Source organism: Endozoicomonas sp. 4G (genome assembly GCF_023822025.1).
GTDB lineage: Bacteria > Pseudomonadota > Gammaproteobacteria > Pseudomonadales > Endozoicomonadaceae > Endozoicomonas_A.
The window spans coordinates 79,625-106,614 of the sequence record NZ_CP082909.1 but is presented as its reverse complement, the minus strand read 5'-3'; the positions used below and the strand labels follow the sequence as shown (position 1 = coordinate 106,614).

The 26,990-nt window shown below is 45.9% G+C and carries 26 protein-coding genes and 1 pseudogene; 11 read left to right on the top strand and 16 right to left on the bottom strand.

Features of this window, described 5'->3' with window-relative positions:
• Positions 1-9: 9 nt before the first annotated feature.
• The gene (gene ribD, locus K7B67_RS00660) at positions 10-1,122 is read right to left on the bottom strand and encodes a bifunctional diaminohydroxyphosphoribosylaminopyrimidine deaminase/5-amino-6-(5-phosphoribosylamino)uracil reductase RibD (RefSeq protein WP_252178442.1); all 1,113 of its coding nucleotides are present in this window, start codon (positions 1,120-1,122) and stop codon (positions 10-12) included.
• An 89-nt stretch (positions 1,123-1,211) separates the two neighbouring features.
• Positions 1,212-1,757: an acyl-CoA thioesterase gene (locus tag K7B67_RS00655; RefSeq protein ID WP_252178441.1), complete on the bottom strand. Its 546-nt coding sequence runs from the start codon at positions 1,755-1,757 to the stop codon at positions 1,212-1,214.
• 163 nt (positions 1,758-1,920) lie between these two features.
• Here K7B67_RS00655 and K7B67_RS00650 point away from each other — a divergent pair, with 163 nt between their 5' ends.
• Positions 1,921-2,940 carry an LD-carboxypeptidase gene (locus tag K7B67_RS00650; protein ID WP_252178440.1) on the top strand — a complete coding sequence of 340 codons (1,020 nt, stop codon included), beginning with the start codon at positions 1,921-1,923 and terminating at the stop codon, positions 2,938-2,940.
• A 236-nt stretch (positions 2,941-3,176) separates the two neighbouring features.
• On the top strand, positions 3,177-3,713 hold the full coding sequence (locus K7B67_RS00645; RefSeq protein WP_252178439.1) for a flagellar protein FlhE: 537 nt from the start codon (positions 3,177-3,179) through the stop codon (positions 3,711-3,713).
• A 50-nt stretch (positions 3,714-3,763) separates the two neighbouring features.
• Here K7B67_RS00645 and K7B67_RS00640 read toward each other — a convergent pair whose 3' ends face one another.
• Positions 3,764-4,264, bottom strand: a complete 501-nt coding sequence (locus tag K7B67_RS00640) for a hypothetical protein (protein ID WP_252178438.1) — start codon at positions 4,262-4,264, stop codon at positions 3,764-3,766.
• Positions 4,265-4,378: 114 nt separating this feature from the next.
• Positions 4,379-4,798, bottom strand: coding sequence for an acyl-CoA thioesterase (locus tag K7B67_RS00635; protein ID WP_252178437.1), 420 nt, complete (start codon positions 4,796-4,798; stop codon positions 4,379-4,381).
• Positions 4,799-4,883: 85 nt separating this feature from the next.
• Here K7B67_RS00635 and K7B67_RS00630 point away from each other — a divergent pair, with 85 nt between their 5' ends.
• Complete coding sequence (locus K7B67_RS00630) at positions 4,884-5,981, top strand: LD-carboxypeptidase (RefSeq protein ID WP_252178436.1); 1,098 nt, start codon at positions 4,884-4,886, stop codon at positions 5,979-5,981.
• Positions 5,982-6,045: 64 nt separating this feature from the next.
• Here K7B67_RS00630 and nrdR read toward each other — a convergent pair whose 3' ends face one another.
• The 3 genes from nrdR to K7B67_RS00615 form a co-directional block, all read right to left on the bottom strand.
• Positions 6,046-6,510, bottom strand: coding sequence for a transcriptional regulator NrdR (nrdR, locus tag K7B67_RS00625; protein ID WP_252178435.1), 465 nt, complete (start codon positions 6,508-6,510; stop codon positions 6,046-6,048).
• A 141-nt stretch (positions 6,511-6,651) separates the two neighbouring features.
• A complete protein-coding gene (locus tag K7B67_RS00620; RefSeq protein WP_252178434.1) occupies positions 6,652-6,849 on the bottom strand; it encodes a hypothetical protein in 198 nt (65 codons plus the stop codon).
• A gap of 6 nt (positions 6,850-6,855) precedes the next feature.
• Positions 6,856-9,030 carry a toxin C-terminal domain-containing protein gene (locus K7B67_RS00615; protein ID WP_252178433.1) on the bottom strand — a complete coding sequence of 725 codons (2,175 nt, stop codon included), beginning with the start codon at positions 9,028-9,030 and terminating at the stop codon, positions 6,856-6,858.
• A 209-nt stretch (positions 9,031-9,239) separates the two neighbouring features.
• On the opposite strand from K7B67_RS00615, the gene K7B67_RS00610 reads away from it, so the two are divergent.
• From K7B67_RS00610 to ltrA, 5 genes are all read left to right on the top strand, one after another.
• Complete coding sequence (locus K7B67_RS00610) at positions 9,240-9,530, top strand: hypothetical protein (protein WP_252178432.1); 291 nt, start codon at positions 9,240-9,242, stop codon at positions 9,528-9,530.
• Positions 9,469-9,777 (top strand): transposase, encoded by a 309-nt coding sequence (locus K7B67_RS00605; RefSeq protein ID WP_252178431.1) that lies wholly within the window; start codon positions 9,469-9,471, stop codon positions 9,775-9,777. The genes K7B67_RS00610 and K7B67_RS00605 overlap by 62 nt, the downstream gene beginning before the upstream one ends.
• Before the next feature lie 2 nt (positions 9,778-9,779).
• Entirely contained in the window at positions 9,780-10,148 is a 369-nt protein-coding gene (tnpB, locus tag K7B67_RS00600; protein ID WP_252178430.1) for an IS66 family insertion sequence element accessory protein TnpB, read from the top strand.
• Positions 10,149-10,168: 20 nt separating this feature from the next.
• Positions 10,169-11,740: an IS66 family transposase gene (locus K7B67_RS00595; protein ID WP_252178429.1), complete on the top strand. Its 1,572-nt coding sequence runs from the start codon at positions 10,169-10,171 to the stop codon at positions 11,738-11,740.
• A gap of 593 nt (positions 11,741-12,333) precedes the next feature.
• The gene (ltrA, locus tag K7B67_RS00590) at positions 12,334-13,611 is read left to right on the top strand and encodes a group II intron reverse transcriptase/maturase (RefSeq protein WP_252178428.1); all 1,278 of its coding nucleotides are present in this window, start codon (positions 12,334-12,336) and stop codon (positions 13,609-13,611) included.
• A 104-nt stretch (positions 13,612-13,715) separates the two neighbouring features.
• Here ltrA and K7B67_RS00585 read toward each other — a convergent pair whose 3' ends face one another.
• From K7B67_RS00585 to K7B67_RS00570, 4 genes are read right to left on the bottom strand one after another with little or no spacing between them, the layout of a single operon-like run.
• Positions 13,716-14,381 (bottom strand): hypothetical protein, encoded by a 666-nt coding sequence (locus tag K7B67_RS00585; RefSeq protein ID WP_252178427.1) that lies wholly within the window; start codon positions 14,379-14,381, stop codon positions 13,716-13,718.
• A gap of 4 nt (positions 14,382-14,385) precedes the next feature.
• Complete coding sequence (locus K7B67_RS00580; protein ID WP_252178426.1) at positions 14,386-15,762, bottom strand: hypothetical protein; 1,377 nt, start codon at positions 15,760-15,762, stop codon at positions 14,386-14,388.
• 5 nt (positions 15,763-15,767) lie between these two features.
• The gene (locus K7B67_RS00575) at positions 15,768-16,340 is read right to left on the bottom strand and encodes a hypothetical protein (RefSeq protein WP_252178425.1); all 573 of its coding nucleotides are present in this window, start codon (positions 16,338-16,340) and stop codon (positions 15,768-15,770) included.
• A gap of 1 nt (position 16,341) precedes the next feature.
• Positions 16,342-16,917: an AAA family ATPase gene (locus K7B67_RS00570; RefSeq protein ID WP_252178424.1), complete on the bottom strand. Its 576-nt coding sequence runs from the start codon at positions 16,915-16,917 to the stop codon at positions 16,342-16,344.
• 1,551 nt (positions 16,918-18,468) lie between these two features.
• Here K7B67_RS00570 and K7B67_RS00565 point away from each other — a divergent pair.
• Positions 18,469-19,449: an integrase domain-containing protein gene (locus K7B67_RS00565; RefSeq protein ID WP_252178423.1), complete on the top strand. Its 981-nt coding sequence runs from the start codon at positions 18,469-18,471 to the stop codon at positions 19,447-19,449.
• 55 nt (positions 19,450-19,504) lie between these two features.
• Here the strand turns inward: K7B67_RS00565 and K7B67_RS00560 are convergent.
• From K7B67_RS00560 to K7B67_RS00540, 5 genes and pseudogenes are all read right to left on the bottom strand, one after another.
• Positions 19,505-19,630: pseudogene (locus tag K7B67_RS00560) on the bottom strand (GNAT family N-acetyltransferase); the annotation flags it as partial.
• Positions 19,627-19,902 carry a DUF1778 domain-containing protein gene (locus tag K7B67_RS00555; RefSeq protein ID WP_252178422.1) on the bottom strand — a complete coding sequence of 92 codons (276 nt, stop codon included), beginning with the start codon at positions 19,900-19,902 and terminating at the stop codon, positions 19,627-19,629. The pseudogene K7B67_RS00560 and the gene K7B67_RS00555, both read right to left, overlap by 4 nt.
• 645 nt (positions 19,903-20,547) lie before the next feature.
• Positions 20,548-21,801: a serine hydroxymethyltransferase gene (gene glyA, locus K7B67_RS00550; protein WP_252178421.1), complete on the bottom strand. Its 1,254-nt coding sequence runs from the start codon at positions 21,799-21,801 to the stop codon at positions 20,548-20,550.
• Between the two features lie 121 nt (positions 21,802-21,922).
• Complete coding sequence (locus K7B67_RS00545; protein WP_252178420.1) at positions 21,923-22,381, bottom strand: DUF29 domain-containing protein; 459 nt, start codon at positions 22,379-22,381, stop codon at positions 21,923-21,925.
• Between the two features lie 73 nt (positions 22,382-22,454).
• Complete coding sequence (locus K7B67_RS00540) at positions 22,455-22,913, bottom strand: DUF29 domain-containing protein (RefSeq protein ID WP_252178419.1); 459 nt, start codon at positions 22,911-22,913, stop codon at positions 22,455-22,457.
• Between the two features lie 194 nt (positions 22,914-23,107).
• Between K7B67_RS00540 and ettA the strand changes: the two genes are divergently transcribed.
• Positions 23,108-24,775, top strand: a complete 1,668-nt coding sequence (gene ettA / locus K7B67_RS00535; protein ID WP_252180643.1) for an energy-dependent translational throttle protein EttA — start codon at positions 23,108-23,110, stop codon at positions 24,773-24,775.
• A gap of 206 nt (positions 24,776-24,981) precedes the next feature.
• A complete protein-coding gene (locus K7B67_RS00530) occupies positions 24,982-26,802 on the top strand; it encodes an RNA ligase family protein (protein ID WP_252178418.1) in 1,821 nt (606 codons plus the stop codon).
• Positions 26,803-26,990 lie beyond the last annotated feature (188 nt).

Here is a 26,990-nt window from a genome sequence, read left to right as displayed (position 1 = left end):
ATCAGTGTTCTATTTGAACGTTGCCTTAATCAGCCAGTCATCGCCAATAGCGCGGATATCGGAGATGTTCAGACCCAGCTTTTCTGACATGGACTGGAAGGGAAGGTTCAACAAAGGCCGGGCTGCTGAGCCCATCAGGGTCGGGGCCATAAAGATATTCATTTCATCCACCAGCCCTTCACTGACAGCCGCTCCGGCAAGAGTCGCCCCGGTTTCAAGCAAGACTTCATGGCAATCTCTTCGAGCCAGTTCGGTCATTAATGCCTTCAGGTCGACCTGTTTGCCGGCATTTAATCTCAGCACTTCAGCACCGGCAGCTTCAAGCCTTGCCTGCCGACTTTGCTCTGCCTGATCGGTACACACAATCAGCACTTTTCCGGGGCCGGTGACCACTTTTGCAGCAACCGGGGTTTGCAGAGATGAATCCAGAACCACCCTGAGTGGCTGCCTGCGGGCCAGTTTTTCAGCATCGGGCAGTCCCAGTTCTTCGGCCCTGACCGTTAATGAAGAATTATCATGAAGAATGGAGCCAACACCGGTCATAATGGCACAGCTCTGCGCCCGGAGCTTTTGCACTTCGCTGCGGGCAGCGGGGCCGGTGATCCACTGGGATTCACCACTGGCCATGGCCGTTCTGCCGTCCAGGCTCATGGCCAGCTTCAGCCGGACGTAAGGTTGCCCGCTCACCATCTTTTTGATGAAGCCGGGATTCAAGGCTTTCGCTTCGGCCTCAAGAACGCCGGATTCAACCTCAATACCGGCATCACTCAGCCTGTTCATACTTCGACCGGATACCAGTGGATTAGGGTCTTCCACAGCAACCACCACTCTGCCGACTTTGGCCTTGATCAAGGCTTCTACGCAGGGTGGTGTTTTGCCGAAATGACTGCAGGGCTCAAGGGTGACATACACGGTGGCGCCCTCAGCTTTGTCGCCAGCCATATTCAGGGCATGAACTTCAGCATGGGGCTCGCCTGCGTACTCATGAAAGCCTTCACCGACAACGACACCATTCTTGACGATCACGCACCCTACCCTGGGATTGGGCATTGTCGTGCATAACCCTTTGTGTGCCAGTCGCAAGGCACGAGACATCATTTCATGATCAACCGCAGACGCCATGGGACCTGCTCCTGGCTCAGTCAGAAAAGGAGCTAAGTTTATATGAATTTGCGTTGGTCATCACTCACTGGCGGAAGAACCCGGTGAAATCAGTTCCCAACCTGGGCTGACAATGGCGGCCATGGGCGCACATCTTCACTTTCAATCCAGGCTTTTACCCAGCCTTCCGGCTCTGGATATTCGTCTTCCATGCCTATGGCCTTTCTGACTCGTTCGGTAGCAATCATCCTGCCCCGCTCAGTCACAGCCGTTCGTAACAGGACTGAAGACGCCGGCTCTCCTTTCACCCACATGGACTGTTTGATATAAACCCATCGCTCATCAATCGCGGCCACCTGGGTGTACATGGTCACTTTGTCGAACATCCGTACCCGCTTTCGGTAGCGAATGGTACTGCCTGCCACCACCAGCCCCCACTTTTCTCTTTTGAGGACATCAGCCAGCCCGCTCTGGATAGAAAGAGTAAACCGGCCCAGGTCATAAAGTGTCAGAACCCGGCCATTATTCATTTCCATAAACAGGTCTAAATCCCATGGCATACAGTGAAAGCTATTCTCACTGACAGCATCGACGGAAATTTTGGGTGCTTTTTTGGCTTTACGGAGAGTGGTCAGGAGTCGAATGAGTGGATACATGCTGAAATCTTCTAATAATAATGTCAGGCATCATAGCGATTCACTCAATAGAAAGGAATAAGCATTTAAAGCCAATTAAGCCGGTTTGTCGTCTAAACTGATCCCTGCTGGAGAAGTTACAGACACTGAAAGAAGAAAAAGTAAACCCTTGCTGGAGCAAACTATGAAAAAACTATCATTCATCATCCTATGCTGGCTGATGATCAGCCCTGTGTTCGCTCTACCGCTACCGACCATTAAACCGGCACCTCTGAAAAAAGGGGATACCGTGGCCCTGATTTCAAGCGGCTTTCGTGCCAATACCGATCAGGATATACAATTTGCAACAGAGCGACTCCAGGCACTGGGCTTAACCGTTATCTACGGCAAAACGGTTTTTCAACAAACCGGCTATTTTGCGGGCACTGATCAGGCCCGTGCCGCTGATATCAATGACATGTTTGCCAACCCAAAAGTCAACGCCATTATTGAGTTACGTGGCGGCTGGGGATCCGCCCGTACACTGGAATATCTGGATTTTCCTTTAATCAAAAAGAACCCCAAGATCTTTATGGGCTTTAGTGACATTACTACCTTGTTGTTAGCCATCCATCAAAAAACGGGATTGATTACTTTTCATGGCCCGATGGCGGCCGCTTTTCCGTGGACACAATACACCGTTAATTATTTAGAGAAAATTCTCTTTCAAGGCAACGCCATTGAGATGGCTAACCCCATTATTAAAAGCGATGACTTAACCCGGACGGTTGCGCGCATTCAAACGATTCGCCCTGGCATTGCTACAGGGGAAATATTAGGGGGCAATTTATCCGTTTTAGTATCTATGCTGGGAAGCTCCTACTTGCCCAGTTTTAAAAATAAAATTCTGTTTCTGGAAGACACGGGAGAAGATGTTTATCAAATAGACCGCATGTTAACCCAGTTACAAACAGCTGGAATACTAAAAGAAATCTCTGGCTTTATTTTTGGTCAATGCAGCAATTGTAACGCCAAGATTCCTTATGGTTCTTTCCGTTTGCAGGAAGTATTGGAACAGCATATTTCACCCCTGAAAATTCCCGCCTGGAATGGCGCCATGATTGGCCATCAGGCGAATATGTTTACCATTGGTGAGGGGGCAAAGGTTCGTATTGATGCGAGTGAAGGCACTATTACGATGCTGGAGCCTGCTGTTGGTCGCTGATCCAGATAATGCCTTGGTTACAAGAATCCTTATGAAGCATTTCAAGAATAAGCAAGAATAGATTCAATAAAAACTGCGGGTCATGCACTCACGACTTGAATTCAACACTTATAAATCTCTAAGGGCATAATAGGCTCCTCTGATAATAGGTTTTTATGCCAGGCCTTTCCTTGATCAGTTAGGAATGTTCCGTTATCTTTTTCACTCCTACCCAAAAATTCAAAGGAATGAGACGAATGAAACGGCTTAATCGCAACTTTTTTGCTTTGTTGGCTCTGATTTTCTCTTCTCTGATGTTCTCCAGCACTTCTATTGCTGAAGAATCCATCCCTATGAGTGAGCATAAGTTTGAATTACTGGGTGATGCAGCACCTACTTCTGGCTTGATGGCAAAACCTTTCAATCCTTCTACTACTACTGGAGCATGGGCTGGCTCTGTAGTGGGGCCGACTCTTTATCACAAAGGGGAGTTCTATAATTCCTCAAGGATGGGATCACCAACAGCCATTCCAACCAATGCCACCGTTACCTTTGTTTATTGGAGCTGGAACATTACCAATAAACCAGAAGGACTGGTTGTATATCTCTGCGATTCTATCGGTGGTTGTTTAAAAATCACTGACTATCAATCAGCTGGTAGTGATGCTTTCCAAGGGCGATCTGCAAACGCAGAGTACTATTTTGCTTTTATTGTTCCTGGTAGCGGCAGCATCTCCCCAGTGCCTTTTGGTATGAAAAATAACCTTGTCGTGAACTGGACAAGCAATAACTGATGCTGGATGTTTCGAGGTGAGAGCTGACATTCTCACCTTCTTACTGCCTCTCAAATATACCCTATCTTCAGTTTGTAGCTCTCAGGCTGGTTAGCATAGAGTTCGTATATTTTTTCCAATATCTCAATTGATGAGGTTCCTTTAGCTTTTTCTTTTTCATACAAATCGATTCTCTGTTGCCTAAACAAATCAGCCTCAGCTCTGAATTTTGTGCTGTAGCTGGTGTCTGTGACCGGTGTTCCATCCAGGTACTTATGATCAGCGTATTTACGACTCGTCGGCGCTGGGACTAAGATAAAATCAATACCATAGGCAAATCTTTTAGCATCGATAGCAGCCTGTTTTGGGTTATTTTTATAATACTCAATCTCTTTAGGGTCTAATGAGTATGCTTGCTTTGTACTGATATTATTTAAATCCCTTGCTTGCTCACTGATCTGAACTTGAACCTCTTCCTTATTTGCAGAGGCCTTAGATACTGTAAGAGGGTTCTTTACTATACCGGCAGCGGCTGCATTGTAGCGGTTAGTTAAGATTGAACCAATTTCCATGAAGGTATCCTCTAAATATTCTGATGTTGTTTTTATCGTTCAGCTTTTCTTTTGTTTTAGTAAGGTGTTTGATTTCATGAGTGCCTATCCGAAAGTAGCAGCTGCTCACAGGCCTTAGACATGGCTGCCCATCAGTTGAGTTACAGCGGTTCGTAACAGGACTGAAGACGCCGGCTCTCCTTTCACCCACATGGACTGTTTGATATAAACCCATCGTTCATCAATCGCGGCCACCTGGGTGTACATGGTCACTTTGTCGAACATCCGTACCCGCTTTCGGTAGCGAATGGTACTGCCTGCCACCACCAGCCCCCATTTCTCTCTTTTGAGGACATCAGCCAGCCCGCTCTGGATAGAAAGAGTAAACCGGCCAAGGTCACAAAGTGTCAGAACCCGGCCATTATTCATTTCCATAAACAGGTCTAAATCCCATGGCATACAGTGAAAGCTATTCTCACTGACAGCATCGACGGAAATTTTGGGTGCTTTTTTGGCTTTACGGAGAGTGGTCAGGAGTCGAATGAGTGGATACATGCTCAAATCTTCTAGTAATAATGTCAGGCATCATAGCGATTCACTCAATAGAAAGGAATAAGGATTTAAAGCCAATTAAGCCGGTTTGTCGTCTAAACTGATCCCTGCTGGAGAAGTTACAGACACTGAAACAAGAAAAAATAACCCCTTGCTGGAGCAAACTTTGAAAAAACTATCATTTATCATCCTATGCTTTCTGATGATCAGCCCTGTGTTCGCTCTACCGCTACCGACCATTAAACCGGCACCTCTGAAAAAAGGGGATACCGTGGCCCTGATTTCAAGCGGCTTTCGTGCAAATACTGACCAGGATATACAGTTTGCAACAGAGCGACTCCAGGCACTGGGCTTAACCGTTATCTACGGCAAAACGGTTTTTCAACAAACCGGCTATTTTGCGGGCACTGATCAGGCCCGTGCCGCTGATATCAATGACATGTTTGCCAACCCAAAAGTCAACGCCATTATTGAGTTACGTGGCGGCTGGGGATCCGCCCGTACACTGGAATATCTGGATTTTCCTTTAATCAAAAAGAATCCCAAGATTTTTATGGGCTTTAGTGACATTACTACCTTGTTGTTAGCCATCCATCAAAAAACGGGATTGATTACTTTTCATGGCCCGATGGCGGCCGCTTTTCCGTGGACGCAATACACCGTTAATTATTTAGAGAAAATTCTCTTTCAGGGCAATGCCATTGAGATGGCTAACCCCATTATTAAAAGCGATGACTTAACCCGGACGGTTGCGCGCATTCAAACGATTCGCCCTGGCATTGCTACAGGGGAAATATTAGGGGGCAATTTATCCGTTTTAGTGTCTATGCTGGGAAGCTCCTACTTGCCCAGCTTTAAAAATAAAATTCTGTTTCTGGAAGACACGGGGGAAGATGTTTATCAAATAGATCGCATGTTAACCCAGTTACAAACAGCCGGAATACTAAAAGAAATCTCTGGCTTTATTTTCGGTCAATGCAGCAACTGTAATGCCAAGGTTCCTTATGGTTCTTTCCGCTTGCAGGAAGTATTGGAACAGCATATTTCACCCCTGAAAATTCCCGCCTGGAATGGCGCCATGATTGGCCATCAGGCGAATATGTTTACCATTGGTGAGGGGGCAAAGGTTCGTATTGATGCGAGTGAAGGCACTATCACGATGCTGGAGCCTGCTGTTGGTCGCTGACTCGGAAATTCTAATAACGCTGAATGAGGCCGGCAATAACCTCATTGATTGTCAAGATTGATTATCAAGATTGCTTATCAACCGTCTCCAGCCGTTCAATCTCTTCCCGGAATTCATTCAGGTCCTTGAAGTGACGATAGACGGAGGCAAAGCGGATATAGGCAATTTCGTCCAGCGCCTGAAGTTCTCGCATAACTTCTTCACCCAGAACCAGGGACTTGATTTCCCGCTCACCGGTGGCTCGCAGCCGATGCTTGATCCGGGTCACCGACTCTTCGATCTGTTCCATACTGACAGGGCGCTTTTCCAACGCTTTGGACATGCCCGCCCGTAACTTGTCTTCGTTAAAGGGTTCGCGGGAACCGTCTCGCTTGACCAATCTGGGAATCAACAGCTCTGCCATTTCATAAGTCGTAAAGCGTTCACTACAGGTCAGACATTCACGACGGCGGCGTACCTGGTTGCCATCAGCTACCAGACGGGAATCGATGACTTTGGTATCGACAGCGTTGCAATAAGGACAGTGCATAGGTAAGAGAAACATTGTTCAGAGTGAGTGCTACATCATAATTCACCCTTGGATAATTACCAACAGTTTGCGGTTATGATGGAAAAACATCGGGACGAGCAGCTGTCCCGTGCCGATAATAACCGACAGCCGCCGGATGATTTATCCGAGTGGCTGCCCTGATTCGCAATTGATTAGCAGACAAATAGAGTCTTTTTTTCCCACAATGCTGATTGGTTGATGTGTCAGTCCATCATCCATCGAAATTCTGACCTCCATACTTTTATCCTCAAAAGACTCTAATTCTTTGATTAGCTGTTCGATGGTTTTACCTTTAAAAACCCACTGTGGTTCTTTCATGACGGCTTAGTCCCCTATTCTGCTGAGATTTTGATCATATGTTCCTAACCTTGTACTTCTTGCCCCAAGGTTTTTAACGGAAGTTGCCATTTTCCAAACTCCACCGCTATGGCTATCAATATCGCGCGTTATGTACAAGTTTCCCCTTTTAAAGACGGCCTGACCATGCACTTTTTCCTCAATCTTAATAAAACCAAGTTTACTTGCCGCAGTAGCTGCTTGCTGTGTGATCTTATAGAACGGTTGGCTGGCCGCAGATGATTGCTCATGATCCTCTCGCCCCCCATAATGCTCCTGCCACTCCTTATGCCGATCCTCCACACTGTCCGGATGCCAGCCATCTTTTTTCAGAGCCGGTGAGGGCACTCTGGCCAGCTCAGCCAAAGCCTTTACTTTGGCAACTGGCACCAGCACCGAAAGCACCTTCCCAGCCCCCAGTATACGAGCCTGGGCCTTTCCGTCCAGCTGTTGCCAGACGGCGCTGGCCCGGTTGCCGGTGCTGTCGTCGACAAACTCCACCACGGCATCCATGGTGCTATCGACATGGCTTAGAGCATTGAGAACCCGTTCCGTTCCTTCCGGAAAGTGCCGATAAGAGATTCTGACCAGATTCCCCGCAGTTTTTTCAATGCTCTGGGTTAACGGGTCTTCACCCCGGCCAAGCGTTTCCAGGGCAGCAAGCAATTGATTTTCACCGGGTATCTGTTGTTGCTGTTGCGCCTGAATCCCTGCCAGCGCCTGCCGACGAAGTTTTTCCAGATCGGCAACACCATCCAAAAGCACCATTAACGCATTCTGGTTCTGGAGTTCACCGAGGTTATCCACTTCGCTCAGGGCTGTGATGCCTGAAGCCCAGATTTTTTTGAAGCATCCTGCCTCCTTGTGGCAAACCTTGCCACTGAGTTGAGCCCCATGCTGCTCCCACTGTATAGGGGCTGTCAGTTGCGGATGGTGACGCAAGCCGGTGAATTCAGCCATGTTGTGTTCCAGCCAGTGGCGGTACTCATCCATGGTCATCTGTTGACGGTTCCGGGACATAGCCTCAAAGGTCTCAAAACTGCGAATTTCCCACTGCGCCGCTTCTATACCATGCTGCCGTCGTGCTTCGGAAAAAAGGAAACGTCCTTCGTTCTCCAAAAAGGCAATATGATCCTTTCTAGCCTGGATCGGTTCCGTATCGAAACGCGCCATGATGCTGTGATGAGTTTTCACCCGGCCAAGCTGACCCCTGTAACGGCTGACTAACTGTCTGGTCTCTTTCGGGTTGGACGCTTTGGGCAGAACCGATTCCAGCAAGTCAATCATTGCCTGCCAGTTTTTCTCTGACAGGGGGCTGCTGTTTAAACGTTGCTGGATCTGAGCCTGTTGTTCATCAAACGACGTCTGCAAGGTATTTTTCTGCACATGACTTGAAGCGCGGTGAGTACTGCCTCGTCGGGAGGAATGACTGGCGACAAAGTGATAAAACCGGGCGGCGTGCTTCAACGTTTGCCGGGCAGGATGGTAGGGCGTTGAACCGCCTGGACGAATAACCACATCCGGACCACCACCCCGGTCGTGAAGAACATGGGCTCTCGCACCGGGCAACCCGAAAGCACCTCCACTTTGTTTTGACACATTCTGGCAGGGGGCTGGATAGTGTAATTGACCAAGACGCTTCCAATCAGACGTTATTGCCTGCTCTGCCAGCCATGATTGCCAGAACTGATCCGCTTTCCAGTGACCACCACCAGGCACCCATCGCAACCACTCCCTTGCGAGCCAGTGGAGTAAAAAGTGGTCTGGTTGGTTTTTCAGCTCTTGCTGCCAGTCTCTCCATTGCTCATCCCAATAAAGGGTAAACGACGTTTTTCTTATGAAGAAGTTCAGAACAGATTCAAGTAAGAAGCGCTCTTCAGAACAGTCCGGCAGTGAGTGCTGGAACTGCTTTATCATGTTCAGCCATGGCAAAGAATAATTACCTGCAAGGTTATCAATGAAAGGCCTGGAGTCCTGACCTTTCAGCGCAAGGTATTGAATGGCATGACGGGAAAATTTTGCTTCATCTTCCAAGGCTTGAATGAGCAGGGTTTCGAGATAAGTGACAGACTCGCTGGCACTGACATCATCCGACATGGCATTGCCAAAAGTCACCAGCAGAAGGACAAAAACAAGTCTGGCCAGCAATCCAGTACAGCGCATATCAGGCTACGAATTTGGTAAAAGCACAAGGATAGATGGGTCTAGCAACTCACAACAAGTCCATATAATGCCCATATATGAACTTTTTCGTTAATTAGGCCTATCTTTTGACTGGTAAATTTTTTCATTATTGGAGTTAATTAAGTATGCGCTCATCAACCTCACATCTTATTACAACAGTATCGGCCTTCAAGAAAGAACTGGCTTCTATGGATGTATCAAAGCCTGTAGTGGTAACCCAAAATGAGAAACCATTGTATGTAGTTCAAGATCCTGTCCAGTTTGAGATGCAGCAGGAACAAATAGCTCTACTACGATTGCTATCTTTTGCCGAAAAAGATGTTCAGGCAGGCCGTAAGCGCTCATTTGAGGACGTCTTCAAAAATCACAACCTGACTGCCAGTCTTTCTCCTGCAAACAACGCAGGAGATGCGAAGCATGAATCAACCAACAAAACCCTTTACCCGTCTCACCCCCGAACAGTGGCAGCAGATTATTGACCAGCAAATGGCCAGCGGTTTAAGCCAGAAAGCTTTTTGCCAAACTCAAAACATCAGCCTGGCCACCTTCACAAACTGGAAAAGTAGACTCAAGAGCGATGCTGGCATTGACTCTGCCAATGTCATTCAGACTTCTGAGCGGGAATGGATCGAACTCCCAAATGAGCTTAACGAACCTCCAGCCAGCCCAGACTGGCATATCGAGCTGGAGTTACCAGGTGGTGTTATTCTTCGTATGCGTCATTAATCATGTTTTACCCAGAATCACAGGTGCGGGTCTGGCTCTATAACCGCCCCACCGATATGAGAAAGTCATACGATGGCTTGTCTGCACTGGTGAGAAACAAACTGAAAGAAGATCCTCTCAGTGGCCAGCTATTCGTGTTCATCAACCGCAAGCAGACGCAATGTAAGGTCCTGTATTTTGACCGCAGTGGTTACTGTATCTGGAGCAAACGCCTGGAGCAGGGACAGTTTCATGCCCACGCCGGAGAGGCCCACAAAAAGCGCTTGGAATGGACCGATTTGAAACTGATTCTTGAAGGCATTGATACCCGCTCTGTTCAGCAATATAAACGCTACAAACATCAACAGTCTGGTTACACAACTGAAGCATAAAACCGCTATCTTTAGTCGTCATGAATTTACCTGCTCCCACCACCGCGCCTTCCAGCCTGCAACTGCTTCAGCAGATGCAGGCGCTGTTAGTGGAACGGGATCAGAAGTTGGTGGAACGGGATCAGAAGATCGCTTCCCTTGAGCAGCAGTTAGCCTGGTTTAAACAACAGCTGTTCGGTGAAAAATCGGAAAAGCGCCTGATTGAGAACCCCGACCAGCTGTCATTAGGTGAAATCCTCCAGGGCAAACCCAAAGAGCAGGAAGTCCCTACTGAAACCATCACTTACGAGCGGCGGAAAAAGAGTCGCCCCGAAGACTGCGTGACTGATCAGGGTCTGCGTTTTACTGAAGATGTACCGGTCGAACTGATACCTATGCCTGCTGTCGAAATGCAGGGAGAAGATGCAGACCAATACGAAGTCATTGATTACAAATACACCTATCGTCTGGCACAGCGCCCCGCCAGTTATGTCATCCTGAAATACCAGCGCGAAGTCGTACGCCACAAGCCCAGCCAAACCCTGACGACAGTAGCCGCCCCCTCCGGCCTGTTTGATCGCAGCTTTGCCGACGTCAGTTTTATCGCAGGCCTTTTGGTCGAAAAATACCGTTTCCATGCGCCCCTTTATCGCCAGCACCAAAAGCTTGAATCCAGCGGTATTACCATCAGCCGTGGAACCCTGACACACCTTGAACAACGCGCCGGAGACCTGCTCAAACCCATCGCTGATGAAGTACTCAACAGCTGCCTGGAAAGCCAGGTTCTCGCTCTGGATGAAACCGCTGGCAAAGCAGGCCGTAAAAGCAAAGGCAAGATGCAGAAAGGGTACTTCTGGTGTTTTTATGGTGACCAGGATGAGATGGCCTTTACCTTCTCTACCAGTCGTTCTGGCAGAGTCGTAGAACCCTATCTGAAAGAGTTTGGGGGCACCTTACTGACGGATGGTTACCCGGAATACGACCGCCTATGTGAAAAATACCCCCAGATCACTCATGCCCAGTGCTGGACACACAGCAGGAGATACTTCGTCAAGTCACAGGATGCAGAGCCGGAAGCCACCAAAGAGGCACTGGACTGCATAGGTGCGATCTATAAAGTCGAAGACGAAATTCGCAAAGCAGAACTGCAAGGTGAAGAAAAACGGGAATACCGTCAACAGAAAGCCAAACCTCTGGTTGACCAGTTCTTTAACTGGCATGAGAAACAACTGCAACGCCTTGACCTGGTGAAAAGCAACCCACTAAGTAAAGCCCTGGGCTACGTAAACAAACGGGAAAAAGAGCTACGGGTCTACCTGGATGATCCGAATGTTGCCATTGACACCAATCACCTGGAGCGTGGCCTTAGATGTATCCCAATGGGCAGAAAGAACTGGATGTTCTGTTGGACAGAGGAAGGCGCAGACAATGTTGCTGTGTTCCAGACGTTAATCGTCAGTTGTCTTCTTGCAGGCATTGATCCTTACAAGTACTTCGTCGATGTGCTCCAGCGTATCAGTCTCCATCCGGCTCGAGATATCCGAGAGCTAATCCCGCGAATTTGGAAAGAGAAATTCGGGGCCAATTCGTTAAAATCTGATCTCGACAAGTAGGGGGAGTCTGCCCCCTGCTTGAACGCTTAGTGTGCCGAGATAAATCGGCAAGATGTTAAGGGTGAAAGTCCCTGTGGGGTAAGACTGGCGGGTCACCCCAGCCTCGAGTCATGCGCCGTATATCGTAAGGTATCCGGTGAAGCGTTGACAGGGGAGCCTGTAGGCTAAGTATTGAGCTGCGAAATCAAATAGTCCGAGGTGCTGATGTTGTTAAGTGATGCAGAAAGCAATATTGCAAGTTGCACTACACCGCAAGTGACTTGCAGACCTCGCGCAGTCGTAGACCTTGTGCATGCAGGTACGCATCTTGTGCGGAACTCGGGAGATCCTGCCGGTTTCTCCTTTTTAGCCATAGGAGACGCAGTAGGGAAGGTTAATAGCCGCACGCCTATTGTCGTCGGCAGGAAGTCGGACAAGCTCATAGTACCTGAGAAGCGCCGAACTAAGCAGAGAAATCTGTGGCGGAGGTTGTGGAGGAAAGGGGCTTGACCAAGAGGAATACTCAACAGGGTGTCAGTGACCTGACCCAGAGCAGGAGTAACACTATGTCCAATCTGTCGGGTATACGTCAGGCTGCGGCAAAGGATCGTCGTTTGCAGTTCACGGCCTTGTTTCATCACATTACCCCATATCTGTTGAAAGACAGTTTCTTTCAATTGAAGCGGAAATCAGCAGCGGGTGTAGATGGTGTTACGTGGCAAATCTATCAGCAGGATTTGGATAACCGGCTGAAAGCCTTGTACGAACGATTACATAAAGGGAGCTATCGCCCCCGAGCGGCCAGAAGAGTAATGATTCCGAAGGCTGACGGTGGTGAACGTCCGATCAGTGTATTCTGTCTGGAAGATAAAATAGTCCAGCAGGCGGTAGTTAAGGTATTAGAGGGGATTTACGAGAATGATTTCCGCGGCTTTTCGTATGGTTACAGACCTTTGAAAAGCCAGCATGATGCGTTGGACGCTCTGACGGTGGGAATCAAACGTAACCCAGTGAACTGGGTGCTGGATCTGGATATTCGGAAATTCTTCGAACAGGTCGAACATGACTGGCTGATCATGTTTTTAGAGCATCGGGTGAAGGACAAGCGCATTATCCGCTTGATAAGCCAGTGGATACAAGTAGGACACTACGGCGAGGATGGCTGTCGTGTTCGAAGCGTAAGGGGGATGCCACAGGGATCGGTGATATCGCCTCTATTATCCAATATTTATTTGCACTACGTGTTTGACCTTTGGGTTGACCAATGGCGAAAGCGGAAAGCCTCTGGACGAATCATTGTGGTTCGTTTTGCGGATGACAGTGTTCTGGGCTTTCAGCGAGAGCATGATGCTAAGGTCTTCCTGAGTGAGCTTGGTAAAAGACTGGGACAATTTGGTTTGTCCTTGCATGAGGATAAAACCCGATTGATACGTTTCGGTCGCTTTGCCAGAGTTGACTTGAAGAAAAGGGAAGAGGGAAAGCCGGAGACGTTCACGTTTCTTGGATTTACTCATATCTGCGGTAATAGCCGTAGCAGTGGAAACTTCAACATTGTTAGGCGTACCAGCAAAGAGCGAATGCGAGCGACATTGCGTAAGATCAAAGGCTATCTCCTGAAACATAGGCATGACCCCGTGCCAGAGCAACTGAAGTGGTTGAAACGTGTACTGCAAGGTCACATGAACTACTTTTCGGTGCCAGGCAATGGACTGAGAATCAATGCCTTCAGAACAGCAGTGCAAAAGATTTGGTACAAAGCCTTGAAGCGGCGCAGCCAGAGAAGCCGACTGAACTGGAAGAAGTTTGGTGCCTTCATCAACACTGTGTTGCCTAAAGTAAAAGTTCTTCATCCATGGCCGGAGCAACGGTTTGACGTTAAATACTCGAGGTAGGAGCCGTATGCGCTAGCAGTGCAAGTACGGATCTGCGCAGGGGGTGGCGGGTGACCGCCATTCCTACTGTGACCCCTTGGAAAAGTCTTTCAATCTGTAGGTTTTTATACGTCTTGAGGCGTATGTTCATCGGGAATAGATGGAGAAAGACCAGCTCTTACCCGATTTAGGCGCGTGTATGACGATTCTGTCAGTAACTTTTCTCTATAAAATGTATTTATCAAATCATTATTTTTCTTAAGATTTATAACTTTGGCTCCGTACTTTGAAGGAGTTATGACAAATTCTTTTTTATCATCAACATAAACAGAATTTTCAAAAACATCTGATTCTTTAAATATAATGGTTTCAAATAGTCCGTCTGATTTTCTACATCCAAGCTCATTTGAAAAGAACATTTTTTCAAAGATATGTCCATATTTCTCCCTAATAAAGCTTGTGTAGCTTGGGAGACTATCAGATATTAAAAAAATATCATATTGTCTCTTTAATTCAGATAAGAAATTTAAAATCAATATATCTATCTCACAAGATTTTCTAAAAACCTCCCTAATTTCTTGAAGATTTTTAATGTTTATCATCTTGTTAATTTCACTATAAAGTTTTTCCTCCGAGTGATTCCCTCTTGCCACATCTTTTATAAAATCACTACAAAGTAGATTATTTAGCTCTGTATTATAAGCATTATTTTTATCAAGCTTATTAATAATAATCTCTTTTCTTGATTGACTTAATAACACTCCGCCAAAATCAAATATTATCTTTTGCACTTGGCTACCTAACAAGCTTTCTTATAATTATTCCAACAAAAGTTGTTGTAAGAATCATTCCAATTATAAACTGAATTATTAGGAGGAATACTGGTGCATCTGCCGAAAGATTAGCATCTGCTTGTTGTCCGAAAAAAGCTAGTATTGATAAAAGCAAGCAAGAAAAAAATCCTGCAGTATCATACCCCATATATTCCAAGTTACTTGAAACAGATTTGATGTGAAAATAAATATAGTATACTCCAGTCATGACAAGTATGAACGCAGCAGATGATAATATTGGATTTTTTACCCTAACGCCCCAACCAAATACAAATCTATTTAAAATATAACTTAATATTTTAATAGGCTTTACTAGTGAGTTTGATGAAGAGATCAAGATTTTGCTTTCTTCGTTTTTTAGAATATAGAAACAATTATCTTCTGAATGATATGCATGATCATTTGCAAATGATGACTTTAGAATCCTCAAAGTGCTAACTCTCTGCTCTATATTTCCTTCTTGATTTAACAGAGGGCTTAATCCTATACCTTTAGAAATTGAACTAACTAATCTCTCATCCAATTTTAAATTAGTTATACTCGATGTAGAAAAGTCAATTGTATATTTATCATCATTCTCTAACGAATCTATATATAGTATCCCAGTAACTATAGAATTAAGTATTTTTACTTGGGAATTCTTGTAAGTATTTTTGAACAATCTAGCATCAAGTAAAGTTGCATCAGAGACGATCAAGATTGAATTAAGGCCAAACCTATTTCTATCTATTTGAAACAAATCAAATTTGCAATCATTAATATTTATTGTCGATGATTCTTTTGTGTTCAGCTTCTCAAGAAAAAATGAAGGGGACGACGATGACTCCAATCTAAACTCTTCAGTGCCGGATAACGCTGTTATAGAAATCAGTGAATTTGATTTTACTTTATTAAATAAAATCTTTTTGATCACAGAACTACTTTCATCTGATGATACTTGTATTTTCTCTGCGCTAGTTATATCAAGTTCAACTGAGTTGGTAGTTGTATTGTTTATTGAATACATTCCTTTGATAATGCTTTTTAGTACTCTAATTGATCCATTGATTGTACAGTTATATATGTTAACGTTTTTATAAACCGTACAGTCAGAAAATGTTATATTGCTAGATGATTTTGTATCGAGAAACGATATATTATCAAATGTACAGTTTATAAAAGATATGTTTCCTTTGAGATTGGAGCTTTTAAATTTCAAAGACTTAAATGTATAATTTTGAAATATTAAATCTTCTGTAACTATTGACTGAGTTATTTCAACTTCACATGAGTCATTTTTTTTTAATCCTTTGGTCTGAATACTACTAATTCTTTCCTTTTTAAATACAAATGAGTTCATTTTATTTATTCTTCACTTATTTTATGTATTTTTCTTGCAATATCACTTGCAGACTTATTATCATTGTTTATCATAAAATCAAAATTCAAAGAGTTACATGAGCTTATCAAACTTGCTATCTCAGCTCGCTCTTCTATATATGCGTTAACTCTTGATTCTATCTCTTCTGCATCATCTAAATGCCTGGCATTTAAGCGCTTTATTGTTTCATTTTTTGAGACAACAAGTAAAATGCTAACGACCTCCACACCCTCCAACTCTTTGAACGGCTTTAAATTCTCATACTTACCTACATGAATGATTGGTACTTTACAACTATCAAAAATTTTATTTAACTCTTTGATTGAAACGCCATATCCCCTATTGTAGCGATAATGATATTGAATGAACTCTGACTTTTCAATCATAGATTCAAATTTAGAATGTTCTATTAAAATATAACTATTATCAAGCTTTCCACCTGTCCCTGTTTTGTGTTTTTTTAATAGGACGAACTTATCATCAATTCGAGTTAAATGCTGTGATATAGTATCCTTGCCCGAAGCTGGCGTACCGCTAAGTAAAATTATTTTTTTCATATTAATCTGCTTCTATTAAATTAATTACATTGTTTATTTGATCAATAAGCGTCACTTCTGAAAAGGAGGTATTGTCTATTATTACTAAGTCGTCTAATTCTGGGGGAGTATGATTTATAGAATTAATATATGAATCCCAATCTGCTAATTTTCCATTATCTCTGCTTGCACCTCTTGATATTATTCGCTCTCTTGCTGTTTTTTCATCTGCATAAATCCATACCAATATCAGTTTTGCATCTGCTATTTCAGTTTCTAGCTCTAAATTATTTACCCAATCCTTGTTGTTCAGCTCACTAATAAATGGTGCACTACAAACAACATTGTTTCCAAGGCGAACATTTTCAAATGCATGCTTTAACAGCGTTTCATATTCTATACTTCTAACATTTGTTAAGTATATTTCACTTTCTCTATCATCTTTGTGTGAACCTAGTAATTCAAGAAGCTTTTCCGTATAAAAACGAGATATAGTATCTTTATCAATAAAGATGCACCTACCTTTTGAAAGTTCCTTGCCAATATAACTCTTTCCACTTCCTGGAACGCCACCTACTAATATTAATTTTGCTTGCATACTTTTCCTTTTTATTATTTCGACGCTTTCGAATAAGCGCCTAGCCTAACAGCTATTAGACCTCAAGCGATTGATATTAGCCACCATACTCACACGCGGCATATCCCCCTAAACCAGGGAAAATAAACTCACTTGAGGTATACCTCAACTTTTCAATCTCTCAAAAAGTCTTAAATTATCAATAGATTACACCTCGTTTTGCCAACTGCCCACTGCTCCAAATAGGTAGGCCGCAAGTGAGTTATTTGCATTTTTGGTATTTGCTTCAACAGCACTGTGCAAAATAACAGTTATTGAACTGACCATGCAATCTCTTTTTATGACCGAAGTACGCAACACCCTGAGAGTAAGGCACCATAGCTATAAAACTTAACAGTCGTATTGCTATTGGATCAAGTATTTTATTTGCTATCAACACATGAGACACACTCGGAACTTGGGGTCTGATCATGTCAGACAGGTTCTGCCTTACCTTGCCGCTCAGCATCGGGTTGCCGAAGCTTGTCTACCGTTAAGACCTGCTGGAAGTGGATACCCCGCTTAAAGGCGTTATCCCCAAAGCCTCACACCTCGGATTGCACCACAGCATGCTCGGGTAAGAGCATCTGGATGCACAGAAGCCCGAATCACATCATATGTATCAATACCTCAATCTTACCCTTGTGAATCGGACTTATGCGCCCCCGATTCTCTGATCGCACCCACGCTACCGCTCGGAGATAAGGTCATAGTTCCAGTCAGAACTGACAGAGCATGGTTCTCAATAGCTCAAAATAGAATTTTCAGCTGTATAGGGTACTGAAAATCAGGTGGTATGTATGTAGTAATAGAGCGCACTGCAAGTATGCGTCCGCGTGTTGTGTAATGGAAAAATAAATCAGTTACAGGTAGCAAGGCACAATCGAGCCTCAGAAGCAGCAAGTTACAACATCGATGCTCTATACTCACGACACATTCCAGGTTTTGCCGGGAAGAAACCAGCGAGATGGGTACGCTGCTACCGTGGCTCGACAAAGCTCACCTGAGATATTGCCGTGAGGCAACTGTGACTCTCTGCGAGCGATCAACTTATATATTCAGCTTTTGAGCTGGAATAACCTCCCCCAGAAGAATTTTGCTTCTGGCAATTTCATTCTCTGATCCCGCTCAGCCTCTCTCATTTTACGTGTTTCCGACAGGTTGATCTTTCGATCAAAAATCAATCTTCCAAGAGACAGATTCCAGGCCTATTGGCACCCGTGCCACACAGCCAGTTCACCGTCGTCTACCGACATCATTCCATCACCACCGCCGCAAAACAGGAGGCAACTCTGCGGTTATCAACGTCAAAAACGCCATACCAAACCCGGCCTTTATATAAAAAGGCAATGAGGTGCGCGTTTTAAACAGCTGGCATCTGTCTTGTTCCATAGAGAGCATCACTGCCCGCAACCCTTGCGTTACAGAGCTGTCCCGCCTGACCAGAGCGTGATCTGGTTTCACATTAAACAAAAACAGGGTTATCAGGACGGAAGTTCCCAGTGTACCGGACAAGGGCGGACGGGTGATTCTATGCCTCGTTATCACAGTAAAACAGATCGAAATTTTGGTTTTGGTAAGCAGTTAAACTATGCCGGACGTAACGCTTTAAATACCCTGATGACAGGGCAGCACCACAGCATTGCCACGCACTCAGAGCGCTGGCAGCGGTTTTGTGACTGGGCAAAGACTCGAAACATCAAAGAAGCCCATCAAATCAGCAACTTCATTCTGAAAGATTATGCTGACTATCTTAAAGCCAGGCTTAACGGGCAGGGCAAAGCTATTGCTGTATCCACAGCACAGAACCGATTGTCCACCTGCAATACAGTTTTAAAAGCACTGCGTGGCAACCATGATATTGCCATCAACCCCGCTGAAGTCCTGAACGCCAGGCGTTGTCATATCCGTACAGAACCACCGGAACTCAGTCGTGAAAAGCTGTCCGCTGCACAGCAGGAATTATGTGACCATGGGTATAATCGTATCGCTGCCTTGTTGGGCTTGTGTCGTGAATTGGGCTTACGCTCCAGAGAAGCGGCGTTGCTGGATTGCCAGAAAGCACTTTGTCAGGCCAGAGAGCAGGGCACCATTGATATAGAACGAGGCACCAAAGGCGGCAGGGGTAAATCAACAGTGACTAGCCCCAGTCGGGTTGAGCGATTAGTTCCTGTCAGTGATACGGCTATGAAAGCCCTTGAAACCGCAGCCGCACTCCAAAGTGGCAAAGATAACCTGGTGCCAGAGCATCAGCGTTTGCCGGATTTTCTATCGGCGGTTCGTCACTACAGTGGTGCGGTTTTGAAAAAACATGGGCTGAATAATCGCCACGATTTGAGAGCCGCTTATGCTTGTGAACGGTATCAGCAGATTACGGATACTTTTGCGCCCGTTATTGCTGGCCATCGTGAGTGTTCGAAATCATTAGACCGAAAAGCAAGAGAAATCATTGCTCAAGAGCTAGGGCATAACCGGACGGATGTGGTTGCAAGCTATCTTGCCTCTTCTCGATGAGTGGAAAAGAGTTATTGCAGACTGGCTCTGACTTCTTTGATGGTGATAAACAATTTGTTCGGGTATTGTCATTACCCGCCTGTTGTCGTGCCATCATCTGAAGGTAATGGTTCAGGGCAGGAACACCGCAATCAAAACGCTGGCGATTGTGTTTGCCCTTATCAAGAATCACCGTCTTTATGGGCTGTCAGTCCCTTTATATCGCTGGGCTGCCTGCTTTAATCTGGGATTAGGTTTGACCTCTTCATCTAAAGCCTTAACCAGTAATATGGCGTCTTGCTGGCTTAACTTCAGGGTTCGTTTTCTGTCTATGATTTGTCTGGCTTTCTCAATAGCAGCAGACAAAACAAAAGAGTTAATGCTGGAAACTCCGGTAATGGCAGCTGCCTGAGCCAACAGCTCCTTGGTGTCGGGATCAATACGGGCGGTGATTCTGGGTAATGATGTTGCCATAAGCCCTCCTTACTGTGTGTCAAAATGGCACATTAAGAATTGTTCAGTACGCATCAAAAATCTATTTAGCGTGTCAAATTGGCACATAATCAGATTCAGTAATCATCAGGCTTGCTGGTGCATGTTCAATATTTGGCAAGAATCGTTGTCAGGGAGCAGAGTGAAGGTAAGAAAGATACAAAGAGGTAGATTAAGGTTGGTTGATGCCGGAGGCATGTCCGGGCGACTGCAAGGCAACCTGCCACGTTCTACACCGACACCAACCAACGAAAGTGTAGACTAACGCAAAGCTGATAAGTTCAATCACGGCAAAGGCAAAACCCCCTACGCCCTGACCGCCGATCTCCCGAATGAAGTCGAAAACGTCATCAACGCTATCCACGGCAACACCACCCGCAAGAAGTGGACCGACAAGGTGAAGGACTGGCTGAAAGACCACCCCTACTTGGGCACAAAACGCGGCTGAAACCAGGGGCTGATCGACTGCTTCAATTCCATCGAACACTTTGAACGCTTTCGGCAGGCCGAACCTTATCATCTTACGACCTTCGGGCTGGATTAAAAAAGTCTATTGATGAAGCTTGAGGAGAGTAAGCCGCTGACCCGGTTCAGATCAGCGGTTTTCGGTTACAAAGCAACCTTGAATCAGCTGTAAACAGGCAAACGCTTGCAAATCGTCAAAACCTTCGCCTTCACATCCGCTATCACTTGCTCATTATCAATGTTTTCCAATACGTCGCAGATCCAGCCTGCCAGGGCAGCAGAATCTTCTTCATTGAAACCGCGACGGGTAATGGCCGGAGTCCCCATACGCAGACCACTGGTGACAAATGGCGAGCGCGGGTCATTTGGAACAGCGTTCTTGTTGACCGTAATGTTGGCTTTACCCAGTGCCGCCTCAGCGTCTTTACCGGTGTACTCTTTACCGATCAGATCCATCAGGAACAGGTGATCGTCGGTACCGCCAGAGACAATGTTGATACCCCGTTCCAGCATGACGCGGGTCATCGCCTGGGCATTTTTCACCACCTGCTGCTGGTAGGTCTTGAAGTCATCGGACATAGCTTCCTTGAAGCAAACCGCCTTGGCAGCAATCACATGGCACAGAGGGCCACCCTGGGACTCAGGGAATACGGCAAAGTTGAACTTCTTGTTCAGCTCTTCATCGTCGTTCGCCAGGATCAGACCACCGCGAGGACCGCCCAGAGTTTTGTGAGTGGTTGTGGTAACAACATCGGCAATACCCACCGGCGACGGGTAAACGCCAGCCGCCACCAGACCCGCTACGTGAGCCATATCAACCAGCAGGTAAGCGCCTACCTTGTCGGCAATATCACGGAAACGCTGCCAGTCGACAACACGGGAGTAGGCCGAGAAGCCTGCAACGATCATTTTTGGTTTGTGCTCGTCCGCCAGACGTTCAACTTCTTCGTAGTCGATCTCGCCGGTTTCTGGCTTCAGGCCATATTGAACCGGTTCATAAATACGACCGGAAAAGCTGACTTTGGCACCGTGAGTCAGGTGGCCACCGTGGGCCAGGCTCATACCCAGCACCTTGTCGCCCGGCTTAATCAAAGCCATGTAAACGGCGGCATTGGCCTGGGATCCGGAATGCGGCTGGACGTTAGCATAACTGGCACCAAACAGCTCTTTGGCGCGATCAATAGCCAGCTGCTCAGTCACATCGACGTGCTCGCAGCCACCGTAGTAGCGTTTGCGGGGATAACCTTCTGCGTATTTATTGGTCAGGACAGACCCTTGTGCCTCCATTACTCTGGGGCTGGTGTAATTTTCGGAAGCGATCAGTTCAATGTGCTCTTCCTGGCGAACCGCTTCAGCATCAATGGCAGCTTTGAGCTCCGGGTCGAACTCAGCGATGGACATGTCCTTTCTGAACATTAATGATTCCTCGGAATGTTGCCTGTTAATGAGGTTTTTCGGCGACCATTCTAATACAGATGTTCAGGATTTCGTATCGAAAAAGTTGTCTGTTAATTTGAGCAGGGCTGACTCGTCTGAATCAGCTTTCTGGCAGCCAGTCTTCTGTCATGATTTGTTCGAAGCTCCAGGGGGATTCAGCCGGGAAATTACTGGGTTTACATCTCAGGTCAGCCGCTGCATCTCTTTTAGCAGACTGGTAGGCCTTCGGTAGGATTTCACCAACCTTTGGGTTCAGGCTGGGACTGTCTTCAAGCAGATCAAGAATGGTAAATCGTTGTTTTGTGATGCTGACAAGCCAGCTTCTGTACCGGTCCCTCATGGTATTCTGATCGTCTTTGCCGGACTGCATTTGCCATTTGAGCAGATGCAGGAGCAATTCTTTTATACAACTTTTTAAAGACCGATACTCAGCTTTGCCCAAATCCTCTATTTCCTCAGCCAGATTGTTAATATCAAGCTCGTCATATCGACCCTGTTTGATCAGCTCGGCCTGACGATAGGACCAGCTGTAGAAGTCAGTGTCATACAGGTTTTCCATAAAAACACCTCCATCGCCCTACCAATGTAAGCAAGGCAGCCTTGATTTCAGAATCGAATTCAACAATGGATATTTAGCCTTCTGGCAACCAGTTGTCAGCCATAATTTGCTCAAAACTCCAAGGGGAGTCAGCCGGGAAATCATCGGATTTACATTTCATATCAGCCGCTGCCACTTTTTTTGCAGATTGATAGGCTTTTGGCATGATTTCATCAACCTTGCCGCTCAGGCCGGGGCTATCATCGAGCAGAGCAAGAATGGCAACTCGTTGCTTTGTGATACTAACAAGCCAGCTTCTATACCAGTCTGTCATTGTGTGCAGGTCGTCTTTCCTGGACTGCATCTGCCATTTGAGCAGATGCAGTAATAATTCAGTGATACAACTGCGTAAGGCATGATACCGAGCTTTGCCCATGTCTTCGATTTCCTCAACCAGATTGTCAATGTCAAGCTCAGACAACCGACCCTGCTTGATCAACTCGGCCTGACGATGAGACCAGCTGTAGAAATCAGTGTCATACAAGTTTTCCATAAAAATTCCTCCGTTGCCCTACCACTGTAGGCAAGGAACAGAAAGGAATCAAAATGAATGACACAGGCACAGAAGCCTTTGCGGGTAGGCTTTGCCCGGAGATTTAGCATGATTGCAAGTCGGTACGGGCATACAGAAAAACTTCAAAAGTGCTATTATTTCAGGGTTTTAGTTGAACCTGATGGATGCCCAAATTGTCACAATACGTCTATACCATGAATCGGGTGAGCAAGATTGTTCCCCCGAAGCGCCAGATTCTTAAAGATATTTCCCTCTCTTTTTTCCCCGGTGCCAAAATTGGTGTCCTGGGTCTGAACGGTGCTGGTAAATCCACTCTGCTACGTATCATGGCCGGTGTTGACCAGGAATTTGATGGCGAAGCCCGTCCACAACCTGATCTGAATGTTGGCTACCTGCCCCAGGAACCACAACTGACACCCGGTAAAACCGTCCGCGAAGTGGTGGAGGAAGCCCTCGGGGAAATCAAGGAAGCCCAGGACAAGCTGGAAGCGGTTTACGCCGCCTACGCGGAACCCGATGCCGACTTTGATGCCCTGGCGGCAGAACAGGCCAGGCTGGAAAACATTATTCAGGCCGCCGATGCCCATAACCTTGAGCGCAAACTGGATGTGGCGGCTGACGCTCTGCGTCTTCCTGAATGGGATGCTGTCGTGGACAACCTGTCAGGTGGTGAGCGCCGTCGTGTAGCGCTTTGCCGCCTGTTGCTCTCCAGCCCCGAAATGTTGTTGCTGGACGAACCCACTAACCACCTGGATGCTGAATCCGTGGCCTGGCTGGAGCGTTTTCTTGTTGAGTATCCGGGAACCGTTGTAGCGATCACCCACGATCGCTACTTTCTGGATAACGCTGCTGGCTGGATTCTGGAACTGGACCGTGGCCACGGTATCCCATGGGAAGGGAACTACAGTGACTGGCTGGAGCAGAAAGAAGCCCGACTTCAACAGGAAAGCAAGCAGCAGGACGCCCATCGTAAAGCGATGCAGCAGGAACTGGAATGGTCCCGTTCCAACGCTAAAGGTCGCCAGTCCAAATCCAAGGCACGTCTGGCGCGGTTTGAAGAGATGCAGTCCCAGGAGTTCCAGGCCCGTAACGAAACCAACGAAATCTACATTCCGCCCGGCCCACGCCTGGGTGATAAAGTTCTGGAATTTAATCATGTCTCCAAAGGCTTTGGCGATCGCCTGTTGATTGATGACCTGAGCTTCAGTATTCCCAAGGGCGCGATTGTCGGCATTATCGGCGGTAACGGCGCGGGTAAAACCACCCTGTTCAAGATGATTACCGGAGACGAACAGCCTGATTCCGGAACCATTGAACACGGTGACACGATCAAAATCTCCAACGTTCAGCAGATGCGTGACGAGCTGAAAGACGACAAAACCGTTTTCGAAGCCATTTCCGATGGCCAGGACATCCTGCGCATCAATGGCTACGAAATGCAGTCCCGCAAGTATATTGGCCGCTTTAACTTCAAAGGCGGCGACCAGCAGAAACGTGTGGGCGAACTCTCCGGTGGTGAGCGCGGTCGGCTGCAACTGGCTGCAACGTTGAAAGAAGGCGGCAATGTTCTTCTACTTGACGAACCTTCCAACGACCTTGATGTGGAAACCCTGCGTGCCCTGGAAGATGCACTGCTGGCCTTCCCGGGCTGCGCCATGGTGATCTCTCACGATCGCTGGTTCCTGGATCGTGTGGCCACCCATATTCTGGCCTATGAAGGTGATTCCAAAGTCACTTTCTTCGAAGGCAATTACACCGAGTACGAAGCCGATCGTAAAGAGCGTCTGGGCGAAGAAGCTGCTGGGCCTCACCGCATTAAATACAAACGTATTGATGCTTAATAAAGCCCGGAACTGTTTCTGAAACATTAAAAACGGTACTTATGTACCGTTTTTTTACGCGACTCGTTCCCACGCTGTGCGTGGGAATGCATACCCAAACCCACCATAACTGATAAGCCCTGCCATTTTCGTGTGCTTCTTTGTAGAACTTTCCAAAGAATCGACTAATCTTGTCATTTCTGCATAATAAATCAGGATTCAAGGGTATGCGTTTTAAGACACTCAGTGGTCTGTCTCTTAGTGTGTTGTATATGATTACAGCCTTAATAATTTCAAATAACGCACAATCTTCCGGAGCTGTTTTTGTTGGAAGAATGGGAGGGTTGGATGTTCAGGTTCAGGGAGATAAAGCCCTGTTTAGCAATAACGAACTCATTCATGATTACAATCCTCTGTCTTTGGCAATGAAGAATAAAGGTATTGAAAAAATAGCAATAGAACCGGACAAGATAGAAATACACCAATATAAAAACCACTTCCCGGACATTATTCATTTTCCACTACTGATTGAGCCAACCCCCACGGCTACAGGCATTAAAAGCATTGATCAAACCCGAGGGTTGCAGCTACTGAACAACAGCGTCCTGTCACTGGCGACCACCCTAATCGATAAAACCGTCGTTCTGCCAACCCCCACACTGAGCTCTTCACCGATGGAAGACAGTGCTAAAACCATCAGTCACTCCGAGATAGAGCTTTATCAAGAAACTCAAAATACGTTTTATGCAACCGCTTCTATCCCCATGCTGCCCCCTGTGTCCTCAGTAGCATCTGAGGGAGATTATATTGACCTTGAGTTTGAAACTTCCGATACCATCAGGGTTTATCCCAAAGCAAAGGACTCTGACGCAGCATCCGGTTTTTTTGAGCGGATTATCATAAAAGCGGCTGATAGCCCTGAGAAAAAAACCGACAATGACAATGGCGGGCAACAGGAACAGCAAGCGGCCAATTCATCGGCACAAAATGATGATTCCAATTCAGATGAAACTACGTCGGGCGCAGAAACCGCTTCAACCTCCACGCCACAATCAGAAGCCTCAGCCCTGGGTGAAAAAACGGACGGAACGCCAGAAACGCCTTTGCCCGACAAATTCCATAAGTACCACTCCATAGAAGACAGTACGAATGAAAACGTGGTCAGTGCCATACGAGCATTCATTGAAGAAAACGATGAACACGACCTGCCGTGGGTGGTACTTGAAAAAATTCATGGCACTAATTATACCCTCTGGACTGATGGCACCATTGTAAAGGCAGGCAAAAGAACGGAATGGCTTAGTGAAAATGACAATTTTTATAACCATCGCCCAGTCTATGAACAATACCGGGAAATGATTCTTGATATGCACCGTAAGTTCTGTAAAGAAGGCGATATTTTAAATGTCACGGGCGAGCTCTATGGCAAATCCATACAGAAACAAATCTTTTATCAGGACGATGTAAAATTTGCAGCTTTCGACATTTTCGTGAACAACTGGAAAATAGATTATCACACTTTTAAAGAATGGACTTCAGCAAGCGGTATCCCTACTGTTGCAGAGTTAAAAATATGCGACTCCTTTGAAGAAGCTTTTTCTTTCAACCCGGTTTTTCCAAGCCAGCATAGTCAAACCAATGATGTTGCTGAAGGTGTTGTTATTAAACCTGTCAGAACCAAATTACTAAAATATAAACGCCCTGTTATTTTAAAAATAAAAAATCCAAAATTTGCTGAAACCAACTTAAAAAAAGTATCAGCTGAAAAAAACAATGAATTGAGTGAAGATAATCAGGAACTACTTAACTTACTGCTTGCAAAAGTAACCAAAAATCGTTTTTATACAGTTGCCAGCAAACTTGAAAAATTAACAGAAAGCAATATCAATAGGTTCAAAGCCGAATTAAGCAGGGATATTTTTGCTGAATATGAAAGAGAGAACGGGATAACTGCAAAGGATAAAGTAAAAGATAAAAAACAATTGAAAATTATACAAACAGACGTATTTAAAGCAATAAACAAACTTTTGAAGGATCAGATTGAATGAGCAATTTCAGTAAAGAGTAAAAAGCATTTTTCTGATCATGATAACAGCATCAAGGACGAAGCTGTCCATAAAGGCCGTCCGTCTGGTCTGGATGAGCCTCACCTTATGAATTATCACCCTATCTCAGTCAGCACGACAGATATACGGTAAATATTTCATATCAATCAAGCAAGAATTAGAGATATTTA

Coding starts and splice junctions, on each gene's coding strand:
- K7B67_RS00540 (WP_252178419.1), bottom strand. CDS start 22,913: ATGGAAAACTTGTATGACACTGATTTCTACAGCTGGTCTCATCGTCAG.
- K7B67_RS00565 (WP_252178423.1), top strand. CDS start 18,469: ATGCCTCGTTATCACAGTAAAACAGATCGAAATTTTGGTTTTGGTAAG.
- K7B67_RS00530 (WP_252178418.1), top strand. CDS start 24,982: ATGCGTTTTAAGACACTCAGTGGTCTGTCTCTTAGTGTGTTGTATATG.
- K7B67_RS00640 (WP_252178438.1), bottom strand. CDS start 4,264: ATGGAAATTGGTTCAATCTTAACTAACCGCTACAATGCAGCCGCTGCC.
- K7B67_RS00570 (WP_252178424.1), bottom strand. CDS start 16,917: ATGCAAGCAAAATTAATATTAGTAGGTGGCGTTCCAGGAAGTGGAAAG.
- K7B67_RS00615 (WP_252178433.1), bottom strand. CDS start 9,030: ATGCGCTGTACTGGATTGCTGGCCAGACTTGTTTTTGTCCTTCTGCTG.
- K7B67_RS00595 (WP_252178429.1), top strand. CDS start 10,169: ATGAATTTACCTGCTCCCACCACCGCGCCTTCCAGCCTGCAACTGCTT.
- K7B67_RS00580 (WP_252178426.1), bottom strand. CDS start 15,762: ATGAACTCATTTGTATTTAAAAAGGAAAGAATTAGTAGTATTCAGACC.
- K7B67_RS00655 (WP_252178441.1), bottom strand. CDS start 1,757: ATGTATCCACTCATTCGACTCCTGACCACTCTCCGTAAAGCCAAAAAA.
- K7B67_RS00555 (WP_252178422.1), bottom strand. CDS start 19,902: ATGGCAACATCATTACCCAGAATCACCGCCCGTATTGATCCCGACACC.
- glyA (WP_252178421.1), bottom strand. CDS start 21,801: ATGTTCAGAAAGGACATGTCCATCGCTGAGTTCGACCCGGAGCTCAAA.
- tnpB (WP_252178430.1), top strand. CDS start 9,780: ATGTTTTACCCAGAATCACAGGTGCGGGTCTGGCTCTATAACCGCCCC.
- K7B67_RS00650 (WP_252178440.1), top strand. CDS start 1,921: ATGAAAAAACTATCATTCATCATCCTATGCTGGCTGATGATCAGCCCT.
- K7B67_RS00620 (WP_252178434.1), bottom strand. CDS start 6,849: ATGAAAGAACCACAGTGGGTTTTTAAAGGTAAAACCATCGAACAGCTA.
- nrdR (WP_252178435.1), bottom strand. CDS start 6,510: ATGCACTGTCCTTATTGCAACGCTGTCGATACCAAAGTCATCGATTCC.
- K7B67_RS00545 (WP_252178420.1), bottom strand. CDS start 22,381: ATGGAAAACCTGTATGACACTGACTTCTACAGCTGGTCCTATCGTCAG.
- K7B67_RS00610 (WP_252178432.1), top strand. CDS start 9,240: ATGGATGTATCAAAGCCTGTAGTGGTAACCCAAAATGAGAAACCATTG.
- K7B67_RS00575 (WP_252178425.1), bottom strand. CDS start 16,340: ATGAAAAAAATAATTTTACTTAGCGGTACGCCAGCTTCGGGCAAGGAT.
- K7B67_RS00645 (WP_252178439.1), top strand. CDS start 3,177: ATGAAACGGCTTAATCGCAACTTTTTTGCTTTGTTGGCTCTGATTTTC.
- ribD (WP_252178442.1), bottom strand. CDS start 1,122: ATGGCGTCTGCGGTTGATCATGAAATGATGTCTCGTGCCTTGCGACTG.
- K7B67_RS00605 (WP_252178431.1), top strand. CDS start 9,469: ATGAATCAACCAACAAAACCCTTTACCCGTCTCACCCCCGAACAGTGG.
- K7B67_RS00635 (WP_252178437.1), bottom strand. CDS start 4,798: ATGTATCCACTCATTCGACTCCTGACCACTCTCCGTAAAGCCAAAAAA.